This window comes from Pseudomonas azotoformans (assembly GCF_900103345.1).
In the GTDB taxonomy this organism is placed as follows: Bacteria; Pseudomonadota; Gammaproteobacteria; order Pseudomonadales; family Pseudomonadaceae; genus Aquipseudomonas; species Aquipseudomonas azotoformans.
On sequence record NZ_LT629702.1, the window covers coordinates 1363674 to 1387504 of the forward strand.

The following is a 23831-nucleotide window of genomic DNA, read 5'->3' on the forward strand; positions in this document are numbered from 1 at the left end:
TTATGCGCGCACGTCAATTGGGCATCACGTTGGGGCTGGGCACGCCCGGTGAGTGGAACGCCATCACCGATGTGCCGGGGGTACGGGTCGGGCACAGCACGCTCAAGACCCGTATCGATGGCAAGCAGGTGCGCACCGGCGTCAGCGTGATCCAGCCGCGCGCGGGGGAGGCTCGCCTGCAACCGTGCTTTGCCGGGTACCACGTGCTCAATGGCAACGGTGACGCCACCGGCCTGGAATGGGTCAGCGAAGCGGGGCTGCTGACCACGCCGCTGGCGATCACCAACACCCACAGCATCGGCATTGTGCGTGACAGCCTGATTGCCCTGGAGCGCGAACGCCTGGCGGACCCGGCGGTGTATTGGTGCATGCCGGTGGTGATGGAAACCTATGACGGCCTGCTCAACGATATCTGGGGCCAGCACTTGGGGCCCGAGCATGTGCGCGAAGCCGTGGACAACGCCGAAACCGGCCCGGTGCAGGAGGGCGCTGTCGGCGGAGGCACCGGGATGATCTGCCACGAGTTCAAGGGCGGCATCGGTACATCCTCGCGGCGCCTGCCGGCGGAGCAGGGCGGCTGGACCGTTGGCGTGCTGGTGCAGGCCAACCACGGCAAGCGCCAGGAACTGCGGGTGGATGGCTACCCGGTGGGGCGCCGCCTGATGGACATTGCGTCGCCGTTCGCCGAGCAAGGCACGCCGGGTATGGGTTCGATTGTGGTGATCATCGCCACGGACGCGCCGTTGCTGCCGCACCAGTGCCAGCGCCTGGCACAACGAGCATCCATCGGCATCGCCCGTACCGGTGGCGGCACCGAGGATTCCAGCGGCGACCTGTTCCTGGCCTTTGCCACGGGTAACCAGGATTTGCCGCCGGCGGATTACGGGCGCAAGGGCCTGCCGTTCAGCAGTGCATTGCAGATGGTCAACAACGACCATATTTCGCCGCTGTTCAGCGCGGCGGCGGAGGCCGTGGAAGAGGCGATCATCAATGCGATGCTGGCCGGGGAGGCCATGCTCACCGATCAAGGTGTGCGCGTGCCGGGCCTGGACGCCGACACGCTGTTGGCGGCATTGCACGACACCGGCTGGAGTGTGTCCCGGAAATAGGGGACACACTAACTTATTAGTATAAGTAGTGGCTGTTTAATGTTGCCAATGGCACCGTGGCAATATATTGGATCCATTAATAGCGAATGCCGCTCAACTTGAGCGGCATTAGTGCTATTTAATATTTAAATACCATTGCGGTGTTTTTTGTCGGACAACAGCGGTACTCCCCAATAAACAGGGAGCGGAACTTACACGGAGTGTTTGCCTGGGGTTTTTTAGTGCTGGAAAAGATGTAGACGAAAGATTTCAAGTTGTGTCAGTTTTCTTACGCCTTCAAAAGAGGCGAGTGATAGGACGATCTCGCCCGCGGGGTTCCTATCGATCAAAGACTGATGCACTTGCAAACAAGGAAGTACGTTTATGTCAAAAGTAAAAGACAAGGCTATCGTGTCGGCGGCGCAAGCCAGCACCGCTTACTCGCAAATCGATAGCTTCAGCCATCTGTATGACCGTGGCGGCAACCTCACGATCAATGGCAAACCCTCCTACTCCGTTGACCAGGCGGCCACCCAGCTGCTGCGCGACGGTGCCGCGTACCGGGACTTTGACGGCAACGGCAAGATCGACCTGACCTACACCTTCCTGACCTCGGCCTCCTCGAGCACCATGAACAAACATGGCATCGCGGGTTTCAGCCAGTTCAACGCCCAGCAGAAAGCACAGGCCGTACTGGCCATGCAATCCTGGGCGGACGTGGCCAACGTCACCTTCACCGAGAAAGCCACCGGCGGTGACGGCCACATGACTTTCGGCAACTACAGCAGCGGCCAGGACGGCGCGGCCGCCTTCGCCTACCTGCCCGGCACCGGCGCAGGCTACGACGGCACGTCGTGGTACCTGACCAACAACAGCTACACGCCGAACAAGACCCCGGACCTGAACAACTACGGCCGGCAGACCCTGACCCACGAAATCGGCCACACCCTGGGCCTGGCCCACCCTGGCGACTACAACGCCGGGAACGGCAACCCGACCTACAACGACGCGACCTATGGACAGGACACGCGCGGCTACAGCCTGATGAGCTACTGGAGCGAGAGCAACACCAACCAGAACTTCAGCAAGGGTGGGGTCGAGGCGTACGCGTCTGCTCCACTGATCGACGACATCGCAGCGATCCAGAAGCTCTACGGCGCCAACTACAACACCCGTGCCGGCGACACCACCTACGGCTTCAACTCCAACACCGGGCGTGACTTCTACAGCGCCACCTCCAATGCCGACAAGCTGGTGTTCTCGGTGTGGGACGGTGGTGGCAACGACACCCTGGACTTCTCCGGCTTCACCCAGAACCAGAAGATCAACCTCAATGAAGCCTCGTTCTCCGACGTGGGCGGCCTGGTGGGCAACGTGTCCATCGCCAAGGGCGTGACCGTCGAGAACGCCTTTGGCGGTGCCGGTAACGATTTGATCATCGGCAACAACGCGGCCAACGTGATCAAGGGCGGTGCCGGCAACGACATCATCTACGGCGGCGGCGGGGCGGACCAGCTGTGGGGCGGCGCGGGCAACGACACCTTTGTGTTCGGTGCCAGCTCGGATTCCAAGCCGGGTGCGGCGGACAAGATCTTTGACTTTACTTCCGGGTCCGACAAGATCGACCTGTCCGGCATCACCAAAGGTGCAGGCCTGACCTTCGTCAATGCCTTCACCGGGCATGCCGGCGATGCGGTCCTCACCTACGCCGCAGGTACCAACCTGGGCACCCTGGCTGTGGACTTCTCCGGGCACGGCGTGGCGGACTTCCTCGTCACCACCGTTGGCCAGGCGGCAGTCAGCGACATCGTGGCGTGAAGCACGGGCGCGGCGTTTCGGCGCCGCGCCTTACGGATGGGGCGTGAAGATGCAGCGTATGATTAATGTGATCGCCTGCGTGTTGCAGGTGATCTTCGTGTCGGCAGGAGCCCACGCAATGGCGAGCAGTCTCGTATTACCAACCTCCGCCCAGTTGGCCGGGCATTGGCAGTTGCACCAGCAGGACCAGGTCTGCGCGCTGGACCTGCTGGAGCAGGCCAATGCCTTGGGCGGCGATGTGGCGTGTGTCGCCAACTGGTTGGGCGACAAACCCCTGACCTGGACGCCAACGCCGGACGGTATCTGGCTGATGAATGCCGAAGGCAGTGGCATTACTCACCTCAACCGGCAGAAAGAAGGCGAATATAAAGGTCGCACGCCAACAGGCCTCGAAGTTGTACTGCAACGCACACCTTAGTTGCCGTTATAAGCAAATAACTTGATTTCATTAGTTGACCGCTCCGTTAACCGGGGCTGGGGAAACTATTGCGCGCAATTTGGTTCAAGGAAGATCAGACACCATGGCAAAGTCCCATGCCGTCGCGCCGTTATTCAAGGCGCTGGGTGAGTACAAGAGTATTTTGATCAGCATTGGCTGTTTCACGGCATTGATTAACCTGCTGATGCTGGTGCCGTCGATTTATATGCTGCAAGTGTATGACCGCGTGCTGTCCTCCCAGAATGAAACCACCCTGGTGATGCTGACGCTGATGGTCGTGGGCTTCTTTGCCTTTATTGGCCTGCTGGAGGTAATCCGCAGTTTTATCGTGATCCGCATCGGCAGCCAACTGGAGCGGCGTTTCAACTTGCGCGTGTACAAGGCTGCATTCGAACGCAACCTGCAACGCGGCCAGGGGCACGCCGGACAATCCCTGGGCGATTTGACCCACATCCGCCAATTCATCACGGGGCCGGCGCTGTTCGCATTTTTCGATGCGCCGTGGTTTCCCATCTACCTGTTTGTAATTTTCCTGTTCAACGTCTGGTTGGGCGTACTCGCTACGGCCGGCGCCGTGCTGCTGATCGGCCTGGCATGCCTGAATGAATACCTGACCAAAAAGCCCTTGGGCGAAGCCAGCGGCTACTCCCAGCAATCCACGCAACTGGCCACCAGCCACTTGCACAATGCCGAGACCATCCAGGCCATGGGCATGCTCGGCGCACTGCGCACCCGCTGGTTTGCGCTGCATTCGCAGTTTCTCGGCTTGCAGAACAAGGCCAGTGACACCGGTTCGGTGATCACCTCCCTGAGCAAATCCCTGCGCCTGTGCCTGCAATCGCTGGTGCTCGGCCTGGGGGCGTTGCTGGTGATCAAGGGCGATATGACCGCCGGGATGATGATCGCCGGCTCCATCCTGATGGGCCGGGTGCTCAGCCCCATCGACCAGTTGATCGCGGTGTGGAAGCAATGGAGTGCGGCCAAGCTGGCCTATCAGCGCCTGGACGACTTGCTGCGCGAGTTCCCCCCGCAGGTCGAGCAGATGAAGCTGCCGGCGCCCAAGGGCCAGGTCAGCTTCGAACAGGTCAGCGCCGGCCCGCCCGGGCGGCGTATGGCGACCCTGCACCAGGTCAGCTTCAACCTCGGCGCCGGCGAAGTGCTCGGTGTACTCGGGGCGTCGGGCTCCGGCAAATCCACCCTGGCCCGTGTGCTGGTGGGCGTATGGCCGACACTGGCGGGCAGCGTGCGCCTGGATGGCGCCGACATTCATCGCTGGGACCGCGACGACCTTGGTCCGCACATCGGCTACCTGCCCCAGGACATCGAGCTGTTCAGCGGCAGCATCGCCGACAACATCGCCCGCTTTCGCGAGGCCAACCCCGAGCAGGTGGTGCGTGCTGCGCAGCAGGCCGGTGTGCACGAATTGATCCTGCGTTTGCCCCAGGGCTACGACACGGTGCTGGGGGACAACGGCGGCGGCCTGTCTGGCGGCCAGAAGCAACGGGTGGCCCTGGCCCGCGCCCTGTACGGCGGGCCGCGTCTGATCGTACTGGATGAGCCCAACTCCAACCTCGATACCGTGGGCGAAGCCGCCCTGGCCAGTGCCATCGTGCAGATGAAAGCCCAGGGCAGCAGCGTGGTGCTGGTGACCCATCGTTCGTCGGCGCTGGCCCAGGCCGACAAGTTGCTGGTGCTCAGCGACGGTCATTTGCAAGCGTTCGGGCCGAGCCATGAGGTGCTGCGCGCATTGTCGGGCCAGCCGGAAACGCCCAAGGACAAACCGGGCGTGAGTTTCAGTCGTCAGTACCAGGCCACAAGGAATCCAGGCGCATGAGCAGCATCACGGTTGAACCACGCTTCAAAGAGCACGACGCCAGGTTTTTCACGCGCATGGGTTGGTTGCTGACCGTGGTCGGCGCCGGCGGGTTTTTCCTGTGGGCCAGCCTCGCGCCCTTGGACCAGGGCATTCCGGTACAGGGTACGGTGGTGGTGTCGGGCAAGCGCAAGGCCGTGCAAACCCTCAGCCCAGGCGTCGTCAGCCGGATCCTGGTGAAGGAGGGCGAGCATGTGAAACAGGGTCAGGCGCTGTTCCGTCTCGACCAGACCCAGCACCAGGCCGACGTGCAGTCCCTGCAAGCCCAATACCGCATGGCCTGGGCCAGCGTGGCGCGCTGGCAGAGCGAGCGCGACAACCTCGCCAGCATCGCCTTTCCCGCCGAACTCAGTGCCAATCCCGACCCGGCCCTGGCGTTGGTGCTGGAAGGCCAGCGCCAGTTGTTCAGCAGCCGCCGCGAAGCCTTTGCCCGCGAGCAGGCCGGCATTCGCGCCAATATCGAGGGCGCGAGCGCACAACTGGGCGGTATGCGCCGTGCGCGCACTGACCTGACCGCCCAGGCGCAATCCCTGCGTGACCAACTGAGCAACCTGCAACCCCTGGCCGACAACGGCTACATCCCGCGCAACCGGCTGATGGAGTACCAGCGGCAGTTGTCCCAGGTGCAACAGGACCTGGCGCAGAACACTGGCGAAAGTGGTCGTGTGGAGCAGGGCATTCTCGAGTCGCGCCTCAAGCTGCAACAACACAGTGAGGAGTATCAAAAAGAAGTACGCAGCCAGCTGGCGGATGCGCAACTGCGCAGCCTGACCCTGGAACAGCAACTCACTTCGGCCGGGTTCGACCTGCAACACAGCGAAATCAACGCCCCGGCGGATGGCATCGCGGTCAATCTCAGCGTGCACACCGAAGGCGCCGTGGTCCGCGCCGGTGAAACCCTGCTGGAAATCGTGCCCCAGGGTACGCGCCTGGAAGTGGAAGGGCACCTGCCGGTGCACCTGGTGGACAAGGTTGGCACGCACCTGCCGGTGGACATCCTGTTCACCGCCTTCAACCAAAGCCGTACGCCCCGGGTGCCGGGGGAGGTCAGCCTGATTTCCGCCGACCAGATGCTCGATGAAAAGACCGGCGCGCCTTACTACGTGCTGCGCACCACGGTCAGCGACGCGGCTTTGGAAAAACTCCACGGGCTGGTGATCAAGCCGGGCATGCCCGCCGAGATGTTCGTGCGCACCGGCGAGCGTTCGTTGCTCAATTACCTGTTCAAGCCGCTGCTCGACCGCGCCGGCTCGGCGTTGACCGAGGAATGAACATGAAACCGGTGTTTATTGCCTTGCTGTTGACCTGCGCCAGTGCCCAGGCGGCCATGGGGCCGTTCGATGTGTACGAGCAGGCCCTGCGTAACGATCCGGTGTTTCTCGGCGCCATCAAGGAGCGCGACGCCGGCCTGGAAAACCGCGCCATCGGCCGCGCCGGGCTGCTGCCCAAGCTGTCGTACAACTACAACAAAGGCCGCAACAACTCCCAGGCCACCTTGCCGGACGGGCGCGGTGGCAACTATCACGACGACCGCAACTACAACAGCTACGGCTCCACCTTCAGCCTGCAACAACCGCTGTTCGACTACGAGGCCTACGCCAACTACCGCAAGGGCGTGGCCCAGGCGCTGTTTGCCGACGAAAGCTTTCGTGACAAGAGCCAGGCGCTGCTGGTACGGGTGCTGACCTACTACACCCAGGCCTTGTTCGCCCAGGACCAGATCGACATCGCCCGCGCCAAGAAGAAGGCCTTCGAACAGCAGTTCCAGCAGAACCGGCATTTGTTCCAGCAAGGCGAGGGCACTCGTACCGACATTCTGGAAGCCGAATCGCGCTATGAACTGGCCACCGCCGAAGAGATCCAGGCGCTGGATGAACAGGACGCGTCCTTGCGTGAACTGGGCGCCTTGATCGGCGTACAGAGCGTCGACATCCACGACCTGGCGCCGCTCAACCAGGGCTTTGCCGCGTTCACCCTGACCCCGGCCAACTACGACACCTGGCATGAGCTGGCGATCAGCAACAACCCCTCGCTGGCCTCCCAGCGCCAGGCCCTGGAAGTGGCGCGTTATGAGGTGGAGCGCAACCGCGCCGGGCATCTGCCCAAGGTCACGGCCTATGCCAGTTCGCGTCAACAGGAGTCCGACAGCGGCAACACCTACAACCAGCGCTACGACACCAACACCATCGGCGTCGAAGTCAGCCTGCCGCTGTATGCCGGTGGCGGCATCTCGGCCTCCACCCGCCAGGCCAGCCGCGCCATGGAGCAGGCCGAGTACGAGCTTGAGGGCAAGACCCGCGAAACCCTGATCGAACTGCGCCGGCAGTTCAGCGCCTGCCTGTCGGGGGTGAGCAAATTGCGCGCGTACCAGAAGGCCCTGGTGTCGGCTGAGGCGCTGGTGGTGTCGACCAGGCAAAGCATTCTCGGCGGCGAGCGGGTCAACCTCGACGCGCTTAACGCCGAGCAGCAGCTCTACAGCACCCGGCGCGATCTGGCCCAGGCACGGTATGACTACCTGATGGCCTGGACCAAGTTGCATTACTACGCGGGCAACCTGCGCGATACCGATTTGGCCAAAGTGGATGAGGCGTTCGGCCCGATGAAATAAGCCGCCATAACAATAACAAGGAGGGTTTCAATGATCTGCGACTTACCCCGTTTCAAACCGCTTGCCGCCGGTTCCCTGCTGCTGGTGTCCGTTGCGGCGCAGGCGGCCTATACCGAGGCCGGTCAACCGGGGAACGCCGCCAGTTGGCGTTCCGCCGAGTACCAGAGCGACTGGGGGCTGGGCCGCATGAAGGCGGATGAAGCCTACGCCGCCGGCATCACCGGCAGCGGGGTGAAGATCGGTGCGCTGGACTCAGGTTTCGATCCCGACCACCCGGAAGCCGCCAAGGATCGCTATCACGCCGTCACCGCCAATGGCCGTTACGTGGATGGCCGCCCCTTCAGCACCACCGGCGCACTCAACCTCAACAATGACTCCCACGGCACCCATGTCACCGGCACCCTGGGCGCCGCCCGCGATGGCGTCGGTATGCACGGCTTGGCCTATAACGCGCAGGTCTTCGTGGGCAATACCAACGCCAGCGACAGCTTCCTGTTCGGCCCGACCCCGGACCCAAAGTACTTCAAGGCGGTGTACAGCGCCCTGGTGGATTCCGGTGTGCGTGCGATCAACAACAGTTGGGGCAGCCAACCCAAGGACGTCAGCTACCAGACCCTGGGCGACCTGCACGCTGCCTACGCCCAGCATTACCACCAGGGCACCTGGCTGGACGCGGCGGCGGATGTGGCCAAGGCCGGTGTCATCAATGTCTTCAGTGCCGGCAACAGCGGTTACGCGAATGCCAGCGTGCGTTCGGCGCTGCCGTATTTCCAGCCGGAACTGGAAGGGCACTGGCTGGCGGTGTCGGGGCTGGATAAAGCCAATAACCAGAAATACAACCAATGTGGCATCGCCCAGTACTGGTGCATTTCCACGCCTGGCGCGCTGATCAACAGTACCGTTCCGGGCGGCGGCTACGGCGTGAAATCCGGCACCTCGATGTCGGCACCGCATGCCACGGGTGCGTTGGCGCTGGTGATGGAACGCTATCCCTACATGACCAACGAACAGGCGTTGCAGGTGCTTCTGACCACCGCCACGCAGCTCGATGGTTCGATCACCCAGGCGCCCAACACGACGGTGGGGTGGGGCGTGCCGGACCTGGGCCGGGCGATGCACGGGCCGGGGCAGTTACTCGGGCCGATGAACGTGAGCCTCGCGGCCGGACAGGGCGATGTCTGGAGCAATGGCATTTCCGACCAGGCCTTGCTGCAGCGCCAGGCGCAAGACGCTGCCGAGCACAGCGCCTGGCAACAGACCCTGATCGACAAGGGCTGGCAAAACGGGGTGGGCGCCGCTGCCAGCCAGCAGGACCAGACCGATTACGCGGTCGGCACAGCACGTGACCAAGCGGCTGCGACACGGATTTATCAAGGCAGCCTGATCAAGTCTGGCGCGGGCACGCTGGTACTCGACGGCGACAGCACCTATCGCGGTGCGACCACCGTCAACGGCGGGCTGCTGGCAGTCAACGGTTCACTGACGTCTGCGGTGACCGTCAATGACAGCGGTACATTGGGCGGTTCCGGACGGATCGGCGCGTTGTCGGTCACCCAGGGTGGCCGCGTGGCACCGGGCAATTCGGTGGGCACCTTACAGGTGGCGGGTGACGTGAACCTCGGCGCAGGCTCCACCTATGCGGTGGAGCTCACGCCCACCAGCAGCGACCGCATCGTCGCCGGCGGCAAGGCGATCCTGGGCGGCGGCAATGTCACCCTGGCGTTGGAAAACAGCCCGAGCCTGCTCAGCGGCGCACAGGTGCAGAGCCTGATCGGCCGCCAGTACACCATCCTCCAGGCGGCGGGTGGCATTCAGGGGCAATTTGGCCAGGTGTTGCCCGACTACCTGTTCCTCGGTGGCACCCTGGGTTACGCCGCCAATGGCGTGCAATTGGACGTGGTCCGCAGCGCCGCCACGTTTGCCAGCGTCGCCGCGACCCGCAACCAACGCAATGTGGCGACCGCCGCCGAGCAATTGGGCGCGGGCAACCCGGTATATGAAAGCGTCCTGCAGTCGGACTCGCTCGCGGTCGCACAACACGGCTTGCAGCAACTGTCCGGTGAAATTTACCCGGCGATCGGCAGCTTGCTGATCAACGACAGCCTGCAAGTGCGCGACGCCGTGGGCGAGCGCTTGCGCAATATACCGGTCACTGCTGAAAGCAACCTGTGGCTCAAGGCACTCGGTGCCTGGGGCAAGCGCGACAGCCGCAACGAAACGGCGGGGTCCACCACGTCCCTCGGCGGCCTGCTGGGCGGGGTCGATGGTGCACTGGACGAGCAGACCCGCGTGGGCCTGGTCGCAGGTTACAGCGACAGTTCATTGAACATGGGCAGCGGCACGCAGGCCTCGGCGTCCATCGACAGTTATCACCTCGGTGCGTATGTCGGGCGCGAGCTGGATGAATGGCGCATCAGTGCCGGTGGCGCCTACAGCTGGCATCGCGGTGACGTGAAGCGCGACCTGCAATACGGCGCCGTCAGCGGCAAACAGAAAACCAAGCTGGAGGCACGCACGGCGCAACTGTTCTCCGAAGCAGCCTACCGGATCAACCTGCACCCCTTGGCCCTGGAGCCGTTCGCCAACCTGGCCTATGTGCACCTGGACAGTGACGGCTTCCATGAAAAAGGCGACGCCGCCGCCCTTGAGCGTGGCCGTGATCGGCGAGACGCCGTGCTCGGCACGCTTGGCATGCGCGCACTGAAAACCATTGCCCTCAACGACCACCAGCCACTGCAGCTTTCCGCTTCGCTGGGCTGGCAACACAGCCTCACCGCCGTCGAATCCGCAGAACACCTGGCGTTTGTCGCCGGTGGGCCGTCATTTGCGGTGGACAGTTCGCCGTTGCTGCGCGACGCCGCGCTGGTCGGCGTGCAGGCCAGCCTGGCGCTGAGCCCTGCCATGCGGGTCAACCTTGATTACAACGGCCAATTGGGTGGACGGGAGAACACCCAGGGGGTGGGGCTGAGCCTCAACTGGCAGTTCTGAAGCGACTTACACACGTCCAATAAGAAAACTAAGGAAGGTCAGCGTGAACAAACGCAAGTCAGGGTTAACAACCGCCATCCACACCGCCTTGGGCTACCCGCTCAACGCCACCCGCAGCGCGCCATACGGTGCGTTGCTGTGCTGCCTGGCAAGCCTGGGAACCGCTCAGGCCGCACCCTATGTGGAAACCGGCAAGCTGGGCGACGCCGCCAGCTGGCGCAGCACTGAATTCAAGGCCGACTGGGGCCTGGGCGCCGTACATGCCGACGCCGCGTATGCCGCGGGCTACACCGGCAAGGGCGTCAAGCTGGGGATCTTCGACCAGCCGGTGTACGCCCAGCACCCGGAGTTCGCCAGCCCCGGCAAAGTGGTGACGATTGTCACTGAGGGCATCCGCCAGTACACCGACCCGTATATCCCGGTGAAGGCCGGCGATGCGTTTCGTTATGACGGCACGCCGTCGCTGGGCTCCAACGGCAAGCTGGGCAACCACGGCACCCATGTCGGCGGTATCGCCGCGGGCAATCGCGATGGCGGGCCGATGCATGGCGTGGCCTTCGATGCGCAAATCATCAGCGCCGAGAACGGCGACCCGGGCCCGGAAGACGGCATCATCCTCGGTAACGACGGTGCAGTGTACAAAGCCGGTTGGGACGCGTTGGTCGCCAGCGGCGCGCGGATCATCAACAACAGTTGGGGCATCGGCATCGGCGACCCATACGCCCAGGGCGGACGCGACCCGGCGTTCCCGAATTTCACGGTCAATGAAGCGCAGGCGCAGTTCAATAACATCCGGCCGATCCTCGGTACGCTCGCCGGGGGCGCCTACCAGGGCGCGATCGACGCGGCGCGCAGCGGCGTGCTGACGATCTTTGCCGCCGGCAACGACTACAACCGCAACAACCCGGACGCGATTTCCGGGCTGGCGTACTTTGTGCCCGAGATTGCGCCCAACTGGCTGTCCGTCGCGGCCTTGCAACAGAACCCGGACACTGCCAGCGCCGACCCGTATGTGATCAGTACGTTTTCCTCGCGTTGCGGCTACGCGGCGAGCTTCTGCGTGTCGGCCCCCGGCACCCGGATCTACAGTTCCGTCATCAATGGCACCAACCTGGACAACCTCACCACCGACTACGCCAACTTCAACGGCACCTCCATGGCTGCGCCCCATGTGGCCGGTAGCGCGGCCGTGCTGATGCAGCGTTTTGCGTACATGAGCGGCGACCAGATCTCGACGCTGCTCAAAACCACCGCCACCGACCTCGGCGCACCGGGCATCGACGCGCTGTACGGCTGGGGCATGATCAACCTGGGCAAGGCGATCAATGGCCCGGGCATGTTTGTCACGGCCGAGGACATCCCGGCCGAGTTTCGCATCGACGGCGCCTATGGCAGCGGCCAGTTTGTCGCGGATTTGCCGGGCGTGGGTGCGGTGGTCGATGCCGGCAAGCCGACGCAGCGGCTGTGCAACGATGTGCATTGCGGGCTGGATGTGTGGAGCAATGACATCGGCGGACACGGCGGCTTGACCAAACAAGGTGTTGGCACCTTGGTGCTCACCGGCTCCAGCACCTACAGCGGCCCGACGCTGGTCAACCAGGGCCTGCTGGCCATCAACGGCTCGGTCATTTCGAACGTCACCGTCAGCCAGAGCGGGGTGGTTGGCGGGAGCGGGCGCATCGGTTCGCTGTTGGCGAAAAACGGCGGCACCGTAGCGCCGGGCAATTCCATCGGCACGCTGAACGTAGCCGGGGACGTCACCTTTGAGCCCGGGTCGACCTATGCCGTGGAGCTGTCGCCCACCAACAGCGATCGCATTGTGGCGGGAGGCACTGCCACCTTGAACGGCGGCACGGTGACCCTCGCGCTGGAAAACAGCCCGACACTGCTCAGCGGTGCCCAGGCGCAAAGCCTGATCGGGCGCCAGTACAACATCCTGCAAGCCGCCGGTGGCATTACCGGCAGTTTTGGCGCGGTGCTGCCCAACTACCTGTTCCTTGGCGGCAACCTGAACTACGCGGCCAACGGCGTGCAACTGGACGTGGCGCGTAACGCCAACAGTTTTGCCAGCGTGGGCGCCACGGACAACCAGCGCGCCGTGGCCGGCGCCGCTGAGCAATTGGGCGCGGGCAACGCCGTGTATGAAAGCCTGCTGTTGGCGCCGAACGCGGCATCGGCGCAAGGAGCTTTCCAGCAGCTGTCGGGGGAAATCTACCCGGCCCTGGAAACGGCCTTGGTCAATGACAGCCGCTATGTGCGTGAAGCCGTGGGCGAGCGCTTGCGCAATGGCGAGATGGGCGCGCCCAGCGAGACGCTCGACAGCCGTGGCAACGTGTGGGTGAAGGCCCTGGGCGCCTGGGGCAAGACCGACAGCCGCAGCGATACGGCCGGCTACACCACGTCCATCGGCGGCATGCTCGCCGGGGTCGACGGTGCACTCGACGAGTCCACACGCATCGGTCTGGTCGCGGGTTACAGCGACACGTCACTCAACATGGGCAGCGGCACGCATTCCCGTGCTTCGGTCGACAGCTACCATTTCGGCGCCTATGCCGGGCATGAGATCGGCGCCTGGCGCCTGAGCGGCGGTGCGGCCTACAGCTGGCACCGCGCAGACGTGAAACGTGACCTGCAATACGGCGAGGTTTCAGGCAAGCAGAAGGCCAAGGTTGATGCCCGCAGCACCCAGGTGTTCACCGAAGCGGCCTACCGGCTCAACCTGCAACCGCTGGCCCTGGAGCCGTTCGCCAACCTGGCCTACGTGCACCTGGACAGCGATGGCGTTACCGAAAAAGGTGACGCGGCCGCGCTGAAAAGTCGCGACGACAGCCGTGACCTGGTGCTGAGCACCTTGGGTATGCGTGCCTTGAAAACCTTCAATGTGAATGACCACCAGCAACTGGCGGTGTCCGGCACCCTGGGCTGGCAGCACAACCTCAGCAGCAGCGACTCCGAGCAACGCCTGGCGTTTGCCTCGGGCGGTCCGGCGTTTGCGGTGGAAAGTGCGCCGGTGGTGCGTGATGCGGCGCTGGTCGGGGCGCGGGTGAGCCTGGCGCTGAGCAAGGAGGCGCGAGTGAACCTTGACTACAACGGCCTGCTGGCCAGCAAAGAAAAAGTCCATGGCGTGGGCTTGAGCCTGGACTGGGCATTCTGATGGTTTAGCGACCTTTGCGGGCGCCGGCACACCGGCACCCGCAGGTTTGGCTTTCTCGACAACTCCAACAACAGAGAGGCACTTCCCATGGGTATCTTTGACTATAAAAACCTCGGCACCGAGGGCTCCAAGGCGTTGTTCGCCGATGCGATGGCGATCACGTTGTACACCTATCACAACCTGGATAACGGCTTTGCCGTGGGTTACCAGCACAACGGCCTGGGGCTGGGCCTACCGGCCACGCTGGTCGGGGCGTTGCTCGGCAGCACCGATTCACAAGGCGTTATCCCCGGCATTCCGTGGAACCCGGATTCGGAAAAAGCCGCCCTGGAAGCAGTGCAAAAGGCCGGTTGGACGCCGATCAGCGCCAGCGCCCTGGGCTACGGTGGCAAGGTCGATGCGCGAGGTACGTTCTTCGGCGAAAAGGCCGGCTACACCACGGCCCAGGTCGAGGTGCTGGGCAAGTACGATGACGCCGGCAAGCTGCTGGAAATCGGCATCGGTTTTCGCGGCACCTCCGGCCCACGGGAAACCTTGATCAGCGATTCCATCGGCGACCTGGTCAGCGACTTGCTCGCAGCCCTGGGGCCAAAGGATTACGCGAAGAACTACGCCGGCGAAGCCTTCGGCGGCTTGCTTAAGAATGTCGCCGACTACGCCAGCGCCCATGGCCTGAGCGGCAAGGATGTGGTGGTCAGTGGGCATAGCCTGGGCGGCTTGGCCGTCAACAGCATGGCCGACCTGAGCAACAACCAATGGGCCGGGTTCTACAAGGATGCCAACTACGTGGCCTATGCCTCGCCGACCCAGAGTGCCGGCGACAAGGTGCTCAATATCGGCTACGAAAACGACCCGGTATTCCGGGCGCTGGATGGCTCTTCCTTCAACCTGTCGTCCCTGGGCGTGCACGACAAACCCCATGAGTCGACCACCGACAATATCGTCAGCTTCAACGACCACTATGCGTCGACGCTATGGAATGTGATGCCGTTTTCCATCGTCAACCTGCCGACCTGGATCTCGCACCTGCCCACCGGCTATGGCGATGGCATGACGCGTATCCTCGAATCGGGCTTCTACGAGCAGATGACCCGCGATTCCACGGTGATCGTCGCCAACCTGTCCGACCCGGCGCGGGCCAACACCTGGGTGCAGGACCTCAACCGTAATGCCGAACCGCACAAAGGCAATACCTTCATCATCGGCAGCGACGGCAATGACCTGATCCAGGGCGGCAAGGGTGCGGACTTTATCGAGGGGGGGAGGGGCAATGACACGATCCGCGATAACAGTGGGCACAACACCTTTCTGTTCAGCGGCCACTTCGGCAGCGATCGGGTGATCGGCTATCAACCCACGGACAAGCTGGTGTTCAAGGACGTGGAGGGCAGCACCGACCTGCGTGACCATGCAAAAGTGGTCGGCGCGGATACGGTGCTCACCTTTGGCGCCGACTCGGTGACCCTGGTCGGCATCGGGCATGGCGGCCTCTGGGCGGACGGTGTGAGCATCGGTTGATCAATGCCAATGAGGCCCCCGCCAGCCACCCCCCTCCAGACGGCCTGTGGTATCGGTTAAATATCGGTAACGAACGGCGATAACGCAAAAAAAGCCCCGCAGTGCGGGGCTTTTCATTGTTATTTTTCTTTGATGACCGTCGCGACATCAGCGGCTTTGACTCGGATGCGCTTGCCGGCGATGTCGGTGAATTCGTAGAAGCCATCGGCGGTCTTGGCGTTTGGGGTGTCCTTGGTCAAATACTGCGTGCCATTTTGCAGTGTCACTACGGTTTGCGTCGCGCAACCGGCCAATACCAGAAAAGTGAGTGCAACCAGTGGCAGACCCAAATTCTTCATGTTCATAACCCTTACCTTGACTTTGAAAAGTCCCGCGCCAGAGGCGGCGGGCGACAAATGTTACGCCATCGATTCTCCCATCTGATCGCTTTTATACAAAAAGTTGCAGGCGCCATTTATCTATTACCGATTGCAACACCGCATTTGGAGCGGCACTCTGTATGCATAACCAGTATTAGATCAGCGCATGAAATGGCCAATCCCCTCGACGACCCCCTGTATTACCTGCATAACTTCCGCCAAGTGCTGCTCTGGCTGGGGCAGCGCTATGCCGATTTGCTCGAAAGGGACGAACAGCTTTTTATTCAGCAATTTGACAGGTTGCCGCAGGCGTCCCAGGCGCTTTTGGTGCGCATGGTGATGCGCAAGGGCGTGCACTTTCGTGCGGGCAAGCTCAATTACCTGGAGATTGGTTGCCCCCATGCCGCTGCCGGGCCGCTGATGGCACTGGGTTGGGTGGACGATCAGTACCTACTGGCCTTTGAAGAGCTGTTCGCCGTGCTGCAAAAAGGTGAAATCCTGGCCGCTTTCAAGCCCTGGATCGACCAGCCCAAAGGCAAGAAAACCGATTGGCTGGAAGGGCTGTCGGCGCAATTCACGGACAGCCGCAGCTTTGCCACCTGGTGCCCCGACCTGGCCGACAGGTTGTTCAGTCTCACCGTAATGGAACTCTGCGACCGTCTGCGCCTGATGTTCTTCGGCAACCTGCATCAGGACTGGTCCGAGTTCGTGTTGGCCGACCTTGGCATCTACACCTATGAAAAAGTCGAGTTCTGCGCCGAATCCCGGGGTTTGCGCCACCGTGACGATGTGCAGGGGTATCTGTTCCTGCACCAATGCCAGCAGGCGTACGAGGCCGGTGAGCCGCTGGAAGACGTGCTGGCCGGGATTGCCACGCTGGACACCGATAACCCCTGGCTGGAAAAACGCCGCGCCAAGTTGCTGTTCCAGATGGGTCAATATTGCGAGCGCATTGCCGAGCTGGCCCTGGCGGAGCGGATTTACCGGAATTGCGCCTACCCCGGTACCCGCTCACGGCTGATCCGCGTGCTGGAACGCCAGGAGGACTACACCCAAGCCATGGCCCTGGCGAACGTCGCCCAACAGGCCCCGGAAAGCGCCGCCGAACAGCAGCACTTGCTGCGTGTTATCCCACGCCTGCGCCGCAAACTGGGCGAGCCGGCATTGCCCAAGGTCAAGCCACGGCCGGTCACGCGCCTGGACCTGGCCCTCACGCTGCCGGAACCGTTGATGTCGGTGGAGTACTGCGTGCAGGCGCACCTCAGCGAGCCGGATGGGCCGGTGCACTACGTGGAAAACGGCCTGATCAATTCGCTGTTCGGCCTGCTGTGCTGGGAGGCGATCTTCGCGCCGCTGCCGGGTTCGTTTTTCCACCCGTTCCAGCGCGGCCCCGCAGACTTGCACAGCGAGGATTTTCACCAGCGCCGTGCGCCGCTGTTCGCCGCGTGTTTCGAGCAGTTGCAGGACGAGCGCTACAAAACCACTATCCGCCAACGCTACCGCGACAAATGGGGTGTCCAGTCGCCCTTCGTGTTCTGGAACCTGCTCAGCGAAGAACTGTTGGAACAAGCCCTGGCCTGTTTGCCCGCCGAGCACCTGCGCTACTGGTTCGAGCGGCTGCTGCTGGACATCCGCGCCAACCGCGCCGGCATGCCCGACCTGATCCAGTTCTGGCCCGCGCAAAAGACCTACCGCATGATCGAGGTGAAAGGCCCCGGCGATCGCCTGCAAGACAACCAGCTGCGCTGGCTGGAGTTCTGCGGTGAGTACCAGATGCCGGTGACGGTCTGCTATGTGCGCTGGGCACAACCCGCTTGAGTTACACCGTGGCGGTGCGGGCGCTTTGCGAATTCACGGCCAAGGTCGGTGACCTCGACCTGCGCTTCACGCCGTCGCCGAGCGCCCAGGAAGGCATTGCCGGCCACCGCACCGTGGCGTCGCGGCGCAGCCAGCACTACCAGCATGAAGTGGCGCTGGAGGGTCAATACCAGCAGCTCACGGTGCGGGGCAGGGCGGATGGCTATGACCCGGACGCCAATCGCCTGGAAGAAGTGAAGACCTATCGTGGTGACCTCGATGCGCAGCCCGCCAACCATCGGCAATTGCACTGGGCTCAGGTCAAGGTGTATGGCTGGTTGATGTGCCAGAAACTCGCGCTCCCGGACATCGACCTGGCGCTGGTGTACTTCGATATAGTCGGCGAGGGCGAGACGCTGCTCAATCAACGCTTCGACGCCAGCGACCTTGAAGCGTTCTTCAACCAGCAATGCGCGCTGTTCCTCGGCTGGGCCGAGCAGGAAATGCAGCACCGCGAAGCGCGCAACGCCGCCGCGCAGGCGCTGGCGTTCCCCCATGCGGATTTTCGCCCTGGCCAGCGTTCACTGGCCGAGTCGGTGTACAAGGCGGTCAGCACCGGCCGCTGCCTGATGGCCCAGGCACCGACCGGCATCGGCAAGACCATCGGCACGATTTTCCCGTTGCTCAAGGCCCTGGCGCCCCAGCAACTGGACACGTTGTTCTTCCTCACCGCCAAGACCCCTGGCCGCAAACTCGCCCTGGACGCCGCCCAAGTGTTGTATGCCAGCCGCCCTGGCTTGCCACTGCGCGTGCTGGAACTGGTGGCGCGGGACAAAGCCTGCGAACACCTGGACAAAGCCTGTCACGGCGAGTCCTGCCCATTGGCCAAGGGCTTCTACGACCGCTTGCCCGCCGCGCGCATCGCCGCGTCCAAGGTACGCCTGCTCGACCAGCGCAACCTGCGTGACGTGGCCCTGGCCCATCAGGTCTGCCCGTATTACCTGAGCCAGGAAATGGCGCGCTGGGCCGACCTGGTGGTCGCCGACTACAACTACTACTTTGACTTTGGCGCCATGCTGTTCGGCCTGGCCCAGCTCAACCAATGGCGCGCGGCGGTGCTGGTGGACGAGGCGCACAACCTGGTCGAACGGGCGCGTTCGATGTACAGCGCCAGCCTCGACCAGTACCACCTCAAGACCCTGCGTGACAGCGCCCCTGAGCCGTTGAAGAAACCCTTGCAGCGCCTCAACCGTGAGTGGAACGCGCTGCACAAGGACCAGCTGGCGCCGTACCAGGCCTACGCGGCACGCCCGGACAAACTGCTGCAGGCCCTGAGCCTGTGCGCCAGCGCCATGGGCGAATACTTCAACGAGCATCCCGAGTCCCTCAGCGGCGACCTGCAAACCTTCTATTTCGACGTGCTGCAATTTGCCAAGGTGGCGGAGCTGTTCAACGAGCACTTCATTTTCGACATCAGCAAGCGCCAGCTCGGCGGCAAACGCAGCAGTTCCACGCTGTGCCTGCGCAATGTGGTGCCCGCCGAATTCATCCGCCCACGGCTGACCGCTGCCCGCAGCAGCGTGCTGTTTTCCGCGACCCTGAGCCCGCGCCACTACTACGCCGACTTGCTGGGTTTGCCGGCGGATACGGCGTGGGTCGATGTGGAATCACCGTTCAAGGCCGAGCAGCTGCAGGTGCGCATCGTCGACGAAATCTCCACGCGCTTCGTGCATCGCCACGCTTCGCTGGAGCCTATCGTCGAGCTGATTGCGCGCCAGTACACGCAACAACCGGGCAACTACCTGGCGTTTTTCTCAAGCTTCGATTACCTGCAACAGGTCGCGCAGTTGCTCGCCGAGCGACATCCGCAGATCGTGCTGTGGCAGCAGTCACGCGGCATGGCCGAGGCCGAGCGCCAGGCGTTCCTCGATCAGTTCACCGAACACAGCCAAGGCATCGGCTTTGCCGTGCTGGGTGGGGCATTTGGCGAGGGCATTGACCTGCCGGGAGCACGTTTGATCGGTGCGTTCATTGCCACCCTCGGGCTGCCGCAACTGAACCCGGTCAATGAACAGATGAAACTGCGCATGGGGGCGATCTTCGGCGCGGGCTACGACTACACCTACCTGTATCCCGGCCTGCAGAAGGTGGTGCAGGCGGCGGGCCGGGTGATCCGCAGCCAGCAGGACCGTGGCGTGGTGATGCTGATCGATGACCGTTTTGGCGAGGGCCGGGTACGCAAGTTGTTGCCGCGCTGGTGGGCGCTGGCGTGAGTTATTCCTGCCATCAATGATGCTGGCGCCTGGGCCGGTAATCGCGCACGCTGGCAAAAACCTTGAAGAAGGCGATGCCCATGAGCCAGCAGATCATCAGCGTCAACGGTATTGAGTTGAGTGTCCACATTGTCGGCCCTGATCAGGGCACGCCGATCTGGCTGCTGCACGGTTTCCCGGAGTGCTGGCACTCCTGGCGCGAGCAGATTCCCGCGCTGGCGGCGGCGGGCTATCGGGTATTTGCCCCGCAAATGCGTGGCTACGGCCAGACCAGCGCACCGGCCGAGGTGGCCGCTTACGATGTGCTGACGCTATGCGGCGATATCCAGCAGGCCATGGACCACTTTGGTCATTCCCAGGTGGTGATGGTCGGCCATGACTGGGGCGCGGTCGTCGCCTGGCACCTGGCCTTGCTCGAACCCGAACGGGTCACGCGCCTGATCACGATGTCGGTGCCTTTCGCCGGGCGAGCGCGGCGGCCGGTGATTGAAATCATGCGTGAGCTGTACGCCGACCGTTTCAACTACATCCTGTATTTCCAGGAACCCGGCGTTGCCGAGCAGGAATTGAACGCCGATATCGAACGCACATTGCGGCTGTTCATGCAGGATCAGGATGTGTTTCTGCAACGCAAACCGGCGAATGCCCGGTTGCTTGAAGGCGTTCCAGCGCCCGGCGCCTTGCCGCACTGGTGCTCCCAGGCAGACCTCGACGTCTACGTGCAAACCTTCACCGAGCAGGGGTTTCGCGGCCCGTTGAACTGGTATCGCAACTTCGAGCGCAACTGGCAACGCACGGAACACCTGGCAGGCGAGCAGGTGCTGCAACCCACGCTGTTCCTGATCGGCGACCGCGACCCGGTCGGGGTGTTCGAGGCGCATACGCTCAAGCGTATGCCGGACTCAGTGCCTCAGCTTGAGCAGCACGTGCTGCCCAACTGCGGCCACTGGATCCAGAACGAGCAGGGGCAACAGGTCAACGCGCTGATGCTCGGGTTTCTAGGCAAAACGTAAAGGTCGCCCCTCGGCCAGGGCGGTCCACCAGGCTGATGCTGCGCCCGTGCAGTTGCAGGATGCGGTGCACGATGCGCAGGCCCAATCCCCCGTCGCGCCGGGCGCCACCAATGGTGAATGCGCGCAGGAACAAGCCTTCGCGTAATTCAGCGTCGATGCCAGGCCCGCTGTCGCTGACCGTGACCGCTACCGCGTGTGCTTGAGGCGACAGAATGACCTCGATTTCGCCATTCACCGGTGTGTGCCTCAGGGCATTGTCCAGCAGGTTGGTCAGCACCCGTTCGATCAACCCCAGGTCTGCCTGCACCGTCGGCACCTGCGGCGGCAGGCTCGCCGTCAGCGTGATGCCGCGTGCTTCGGCGGTGAGTTCGAATTTCTGGAAGATGTCCTGCACCAGGTCCGGCAATGAAAAACCTTCGATCACCGGCTGCACAAAGCCATGTTCCAGGCGCACCAGTTCCAGCAGCGATTGGGCCAGGCCGCCGACTTTGCGGCTCTGGTCCAGGGCAATCCCGAGGTAGCGGCGGCGTTCTTCGGGGCTGAGGCTGGCATCCTTGAGCGAGAGGGTTTCCAGATAGCCATGCAACGAGGCCAGCGGTGTGCGCAGGTCGTGGGAGATATTCGCGACCATTTCCCGGCGTTCCTGGTCCTGATGGGTGATGGCGCGCCACTGTTCGCCCAGGCGGTTTTCCATTTGCATGAAGGCATGGTCCAGCACCGCAATCTCATCGCCGCTGGTGAGTGGCGGTGCGGTGGTTTCTGCCGGTTTGGGCGCGCCATTGATGTCGAACTGGCCAACCTTGTCGGTGAGTTGACGCAGCGGCCGGGTGATCCAGGCAAATGCGATCAGGCCGGCCATCAGGCAGAGCAGGGCGACCAAGCCGATGGACCACAGGGCAATCTTCAAGGCCATGCCCGTAGCGTCCTTGGCGTCGTATTCATCGTGAGCTTCACCGAGCAGCACCACATACAGGAATCCGGTCTGCTTACCGCCGGCCATGAGGGGCGCGGCACTGAATACCTTGCGCCCATCGACGCTGCGCGGGTCGTCCCCGAGGATCGGCAGCATGAACCCCGCGAGGAATCGCCGGATGGGCGCAAGGTCGACTTTGTCGCGCAGCAGGTGGCCACTGGGTGCGGCATTGCCAACCACGCGGCCGTCGATGTCGAGCAGGTACACCTCGACGCTGGGGTTGACCAGCATCAACTGGCTGAACAGGTTGCGCACGGCGTCGGGCTTGAGGCCGTCGGCGTCCATCAATTGGGTGTCGCGGGCGATATGCGCCGCGAGATCGCGGGACAGGCCTTGCACCACTTCCAGCTCGTGCATGTGGTTGGAACGCACCTGCAGCCACGCCGAGGTGCCGCTGCAGATCAACAGCAAAACCGCGAACACCAGCGACAGGCGCTGGGTGAGGGTGAGCTTCATGGCGGGCTCTCGGCAAACTTGTAGCCACGGCCCCACACCGTGAGGATGCGCGCCGGGTTGGCCGGGTCGGCTTCGACCTTGGCCCGCAGGCGGTTGATGTGGGTGTTGACCGTGTGTTCATAGCCTTCGTGGCTGTAGCCCCACACCGCGTTGAGCAAGTCCATGCGCGAGAACACTTTGCCCGGCTGGCGTGCAAAGAAGTACAGCAGATCGAATTCCCGTGGGGTGAGGTCCAGGCGCTGGCCTTGCAACGTGGCGTCGCGGGTCAGCGGGTTGATGAACAATTGACCGAGGTCGAGGCTGCCGGCGTCCATCTTCAGGTTGCGCGCCATGGCGTCGACCCGGCGCAGCAACGCCTTCACGCGGGCCACCAGTTCCGGCATGGAAAACGGCTTGGCCAGGTAATCATCCGCGCCCAGCTCCAGGCCGAGGATGCGGTGCAGTTCGCTGGAGCGTGCGCTGGTGATGATGATCGGGGTGTAGCGCGTCATGGCGCGGGCGCGCCGGCAGATCTCCAGGCCATCGACGCCGGGCAGCATCAGGTCGAGGATCAGCGCATCCCAGCCGCCTTGCTCCAGCAGGCGCAGGCCTTCGTTGCCATCGGCGCTGTGCACCACCTCGAACTGTTCGTCACGCAGGTGCAGGCAGATCAGGTCGGCGATATGGGCATCGTCCTCGACCACCAGGACACGTTTGGGCTGATCCATGTAAGAGAAACCTTCGCTTGTAGTTCGCGCATTGTGCGGCTTTTGCAACAGTGTAGTTATCACGAATTGTTTAACTCTGCGTGAGGATTCCGCGACCGTAAACAGCCCAACATCTCCCCACTGATCCTGTAGGAGCGAGCTTGCTCGCGAAGGTCGTCAACGATAACGCGTGCATCCTGATAGAACGCGGTGCCTTTGCGTTCTTCGCGAGCAAGCTCGCTCCTACAGGGATCGCCGCGGATCAAAGAGGGAGAACATCATGTACTCACGCCGACAAATACTCCTGGCCAGTGGCGGCCTGGGTGTCGCCGTCCTGGCGGGCGGCCTGCTCAAGCAACTCAATATGGTCACTGACGCCGAAGCCGCCGAAACCTTCGAGGTCAGCCACACCGACGCGCAATGGCACAGCCTGCTCAGCGACGAGCAATACGCGATCCTGCGCGAGGAGGGCACCGAACGTCCCTACAGCAGCGCGCTCAACGATGAACACCGTGCCGGTACGTTTGCCTGTGCCGGTTGCGCGCTGCCGCTGTTTGCTTCGGCCACCAAATTCAACAGCCACACCGGCTGGCCGAGTTTCTGGCAACCGCTGGAGAACGCGGTGGCCAGCCGTACCGATACGTCCTACGGCGTGCTGCGCAAGGAAATCCACTGCCGTCGCTGTGGCGGCCACCAGGGGCACGTGTTCGATGACGGCCCGCCACCCACCGGCCTGCGCTACTGCATGAACGGCGCCGCCATGACGTTCACGGCGGCGTAAGCCGATG

The 23831-nt window shown here is 63.1% G+C and carries 16 protein-coding genes; 13 read left to right on the forward strand and 3 right to left on the reverse strand.

Annotated features, from left to right (window positions below):
* The first annotated feature begins 2 nt into the window (after window positions 1-2).
* The 9 genes from BLR69_RS05685 to BLR69_RS05725 all read left to right on the forward strand — a co-directional run bounded on the left by BLR69_RS05685 (window position 3) and on the right by BLR69_RS05725 (window position 15486).
* Window positions 3-1109 carry a DmpA family aminopeptidase gene (locus tag BLR69_RS05685; RefSeq protein ID WP_071495678.1) on the forward strand — a complete coding sequence of 369 codons (1107 nt, stop codon included), beginning with the start codon at window positions 3-5 and terminating at the stop codon, window positions 1107-1109.
* A 363-nt stretch (window positions 1110-1472) separates the two neighbouring features.
* Complete coding sequence (locus BLR69_RS05690) at window positions 1473-2906, forward strand: serralysin family metalloprotease (RefSeq protein WP_071495677.1); 1434 nt, start codon at window positions 1473-1475, stop codon at window positions 2904-2906.
* Window positions 2907-2955: 49 nt separating this feature from the next.
* A complete protein-coding gene (locus BLR69_RS05695; RefSeq protein WP_071495676.1) occupies window positions 2956-3324 on the forward strand; it encodes a protease inhibitor Inh/omp19 family protein in 369 nt (122 codons plus the stop codon).
* A gap of 103 nt (window positions 3325-3427) precedes the next feature.
* Entirely contained in the window at window positions 3428-5179 is a 1752-nt protein-coding gene (locus tag BLR69_RS05700) for a type I secretion system permease/ATPase (protein WP_071495675.1), read from the forward strand.
* Window positions 5176-6489 (forward strand): HlyD family type I secretion periplasmic adaptor subunit, encoded by a 1314-nt coding sequence (locus tag BLR69_RS05705; RefSeq protein WP_071495674.1) that lies wholly within the window; start codon window positions 5176-5178, stop codon window positions 6487-6489. Before BLR69_RS05700 ends, BLR69_RS05705 begins: the two co-directional genes overlap by 4 nt.
* 2 nt (window positions 6490-6491) lie before the next feature.
* The gene (locus BLR69_RS05710; protein ID WP_071495673.1) at window positions 6492-7826 is read left to right on the forward strand and encodes a TolC family outer membrane protein; all 1335 of its coding nucleotides are present in this window, start codon (window positions 6492-6494) and stop codon (window positions 7824-7826) included.
* Window positions 7827-7856: 30 nt separating this feature from the next.
* The gene (eprS, locus tag BLR69_RS05715; protein WP_071495672.1) at window positions 7857-10814 is read left to right on the forward strand and encodes an autotransporter serine peptidase EprS; all 2958 of its coding nucleotides are present in this window, start codon (window positions 7857-7859) and stop codon (window positions 10812-10814) included.
* 43 nt (window positions 10815-10857) lie between these two features.
* Window positions 10858-13968, forward strand: coding sequence for an autotransporter serine protease (locus tag BLR69_RS05720; RefSeq protein ID WP_071495671.1), 3111 nt, complete (start codon window positions 10858-10860; stop codon window positions 13966-13968).
* Between the two features lie 87 nt (window positions 13969-14055).
* Complete coding sequence (locus BLR69_RS05725; protein WP_071495670.1) at window positions 14056-15486, forward strand: polyurethane esterase; 1431 nt, start codon at window positions 14056-14058, stop codon at window positions 15484-15486.
* 119 nt (window positions 15487-15605) lie between these two features.
* Here BLR69_RS05725 and BLR69_RS05730 read toward each other — a convergent pair whose 3' ends face one another.
* Complete coding sequence (locus BLR69_RS05730) at window positions 15606-15830, reverse strand: YgdI/YgdR family lipoprotein (RefSeq protein WP_071488353.1); 225 nt, start codon at window positions 15828-15830, stop codon at window positions 15606-15608.
* A 186-nt stretch (window positions 15831-16016) separates the two neighbouring features.
* Between BLR69_RS05730 and BLR69_RS05735 the strand changes: the two genes are divergently transcribed.
* From BLR69_RS05735 to BLR69_RS05745, 3 genes are all read left to right on the forward strand, one after another.
* A complete protein-coding gene (locus BLR69_RS05735; RefSeq protein WP_071495669.1) occupies window positions 16017-17663 on the forward strand; it encodes a VRR-NUC domain-containing protein in 1647 nt (548 codons plus the stop codon).
* Window positions 17660-19915: an ATP-dependent DNA helicase gene (locus BLR69_RS05740; protein ID WP_071495668.1), complete on the forward strand. Its 2256-nt coding sequence runs from the start codon at window positions 17660-17662 to the stop codon at window positions 19913-19915. The genes BLR69_RS05735 and BLR69_RS05740 overlap by 4 nt, the downstream gene beginning before the upstream one ends.
* Before the next feature lie 80 nt (window positions 19916-19995).
* On the forward strand, window positions 19996-20928 hold the full coding sequence (locus BLR69_RS05745; RefSeq protein WP_071495667.1) for an alpha/beta fold hydrolase: 933 nt from the start codon (window positions 19996-19998) through the stop codon (window positions 20926-20928).
* Here the strand turns inward: BLR69_RS05745 and BLR69_RS05750 are convergent.
* Both BLR69_RS05750 and BLR69_RS05755 read right to left on the reverse strand, forming a co-directional pair.
* Complete coding sequence (locus BLR69_RS05750) at window positions 20891-22357, reverse strand: sensor histidine kinase (protein WP_071495666.1); 1467 nt, start codon at window positions 22355-22357, stop codon at window positions 20891-20893. The genes BLR69_RS05745 and BLR69_RS05750 overlap by 38 nt on opposite strands.
* On the reverse strand, window positions 22354-23064 hold the full coding sequence (locus tag BLR69_RS05755; RefSeq protein ID WP_058425926.1) for a response regulator transcription factor: 711 nt from the start codon (window positions 23062-23064) through the stop codon (window positions 22354-22356). The genes BLR69_RS05750 and BLR69_RS05755 overlap by 4 nt, the downstream gene beginning before the upstream one ends.
* A 259-nt stretch (window positions 23065-23323) precedes the next feature.
* Here BLR69_RS05755 and msrB point away from each other — a divergent pair, with 259 nt between their 5' ends.
* Window positions 23324-23824 (forward strand): peptide-methionine (R)-S-oxide reductase MsrB, encoded by a 501-nt coding sequence (gene msrB, locus BLR69_RS05760; protein ID WP_071495665.1) that lies wholly within the window; start codon window positions 23324-23326, stop codon window positions 23822-23824.
* The last annotated feature ends 7 nt before the right edge of the window (window positions 23825-23831 follow it).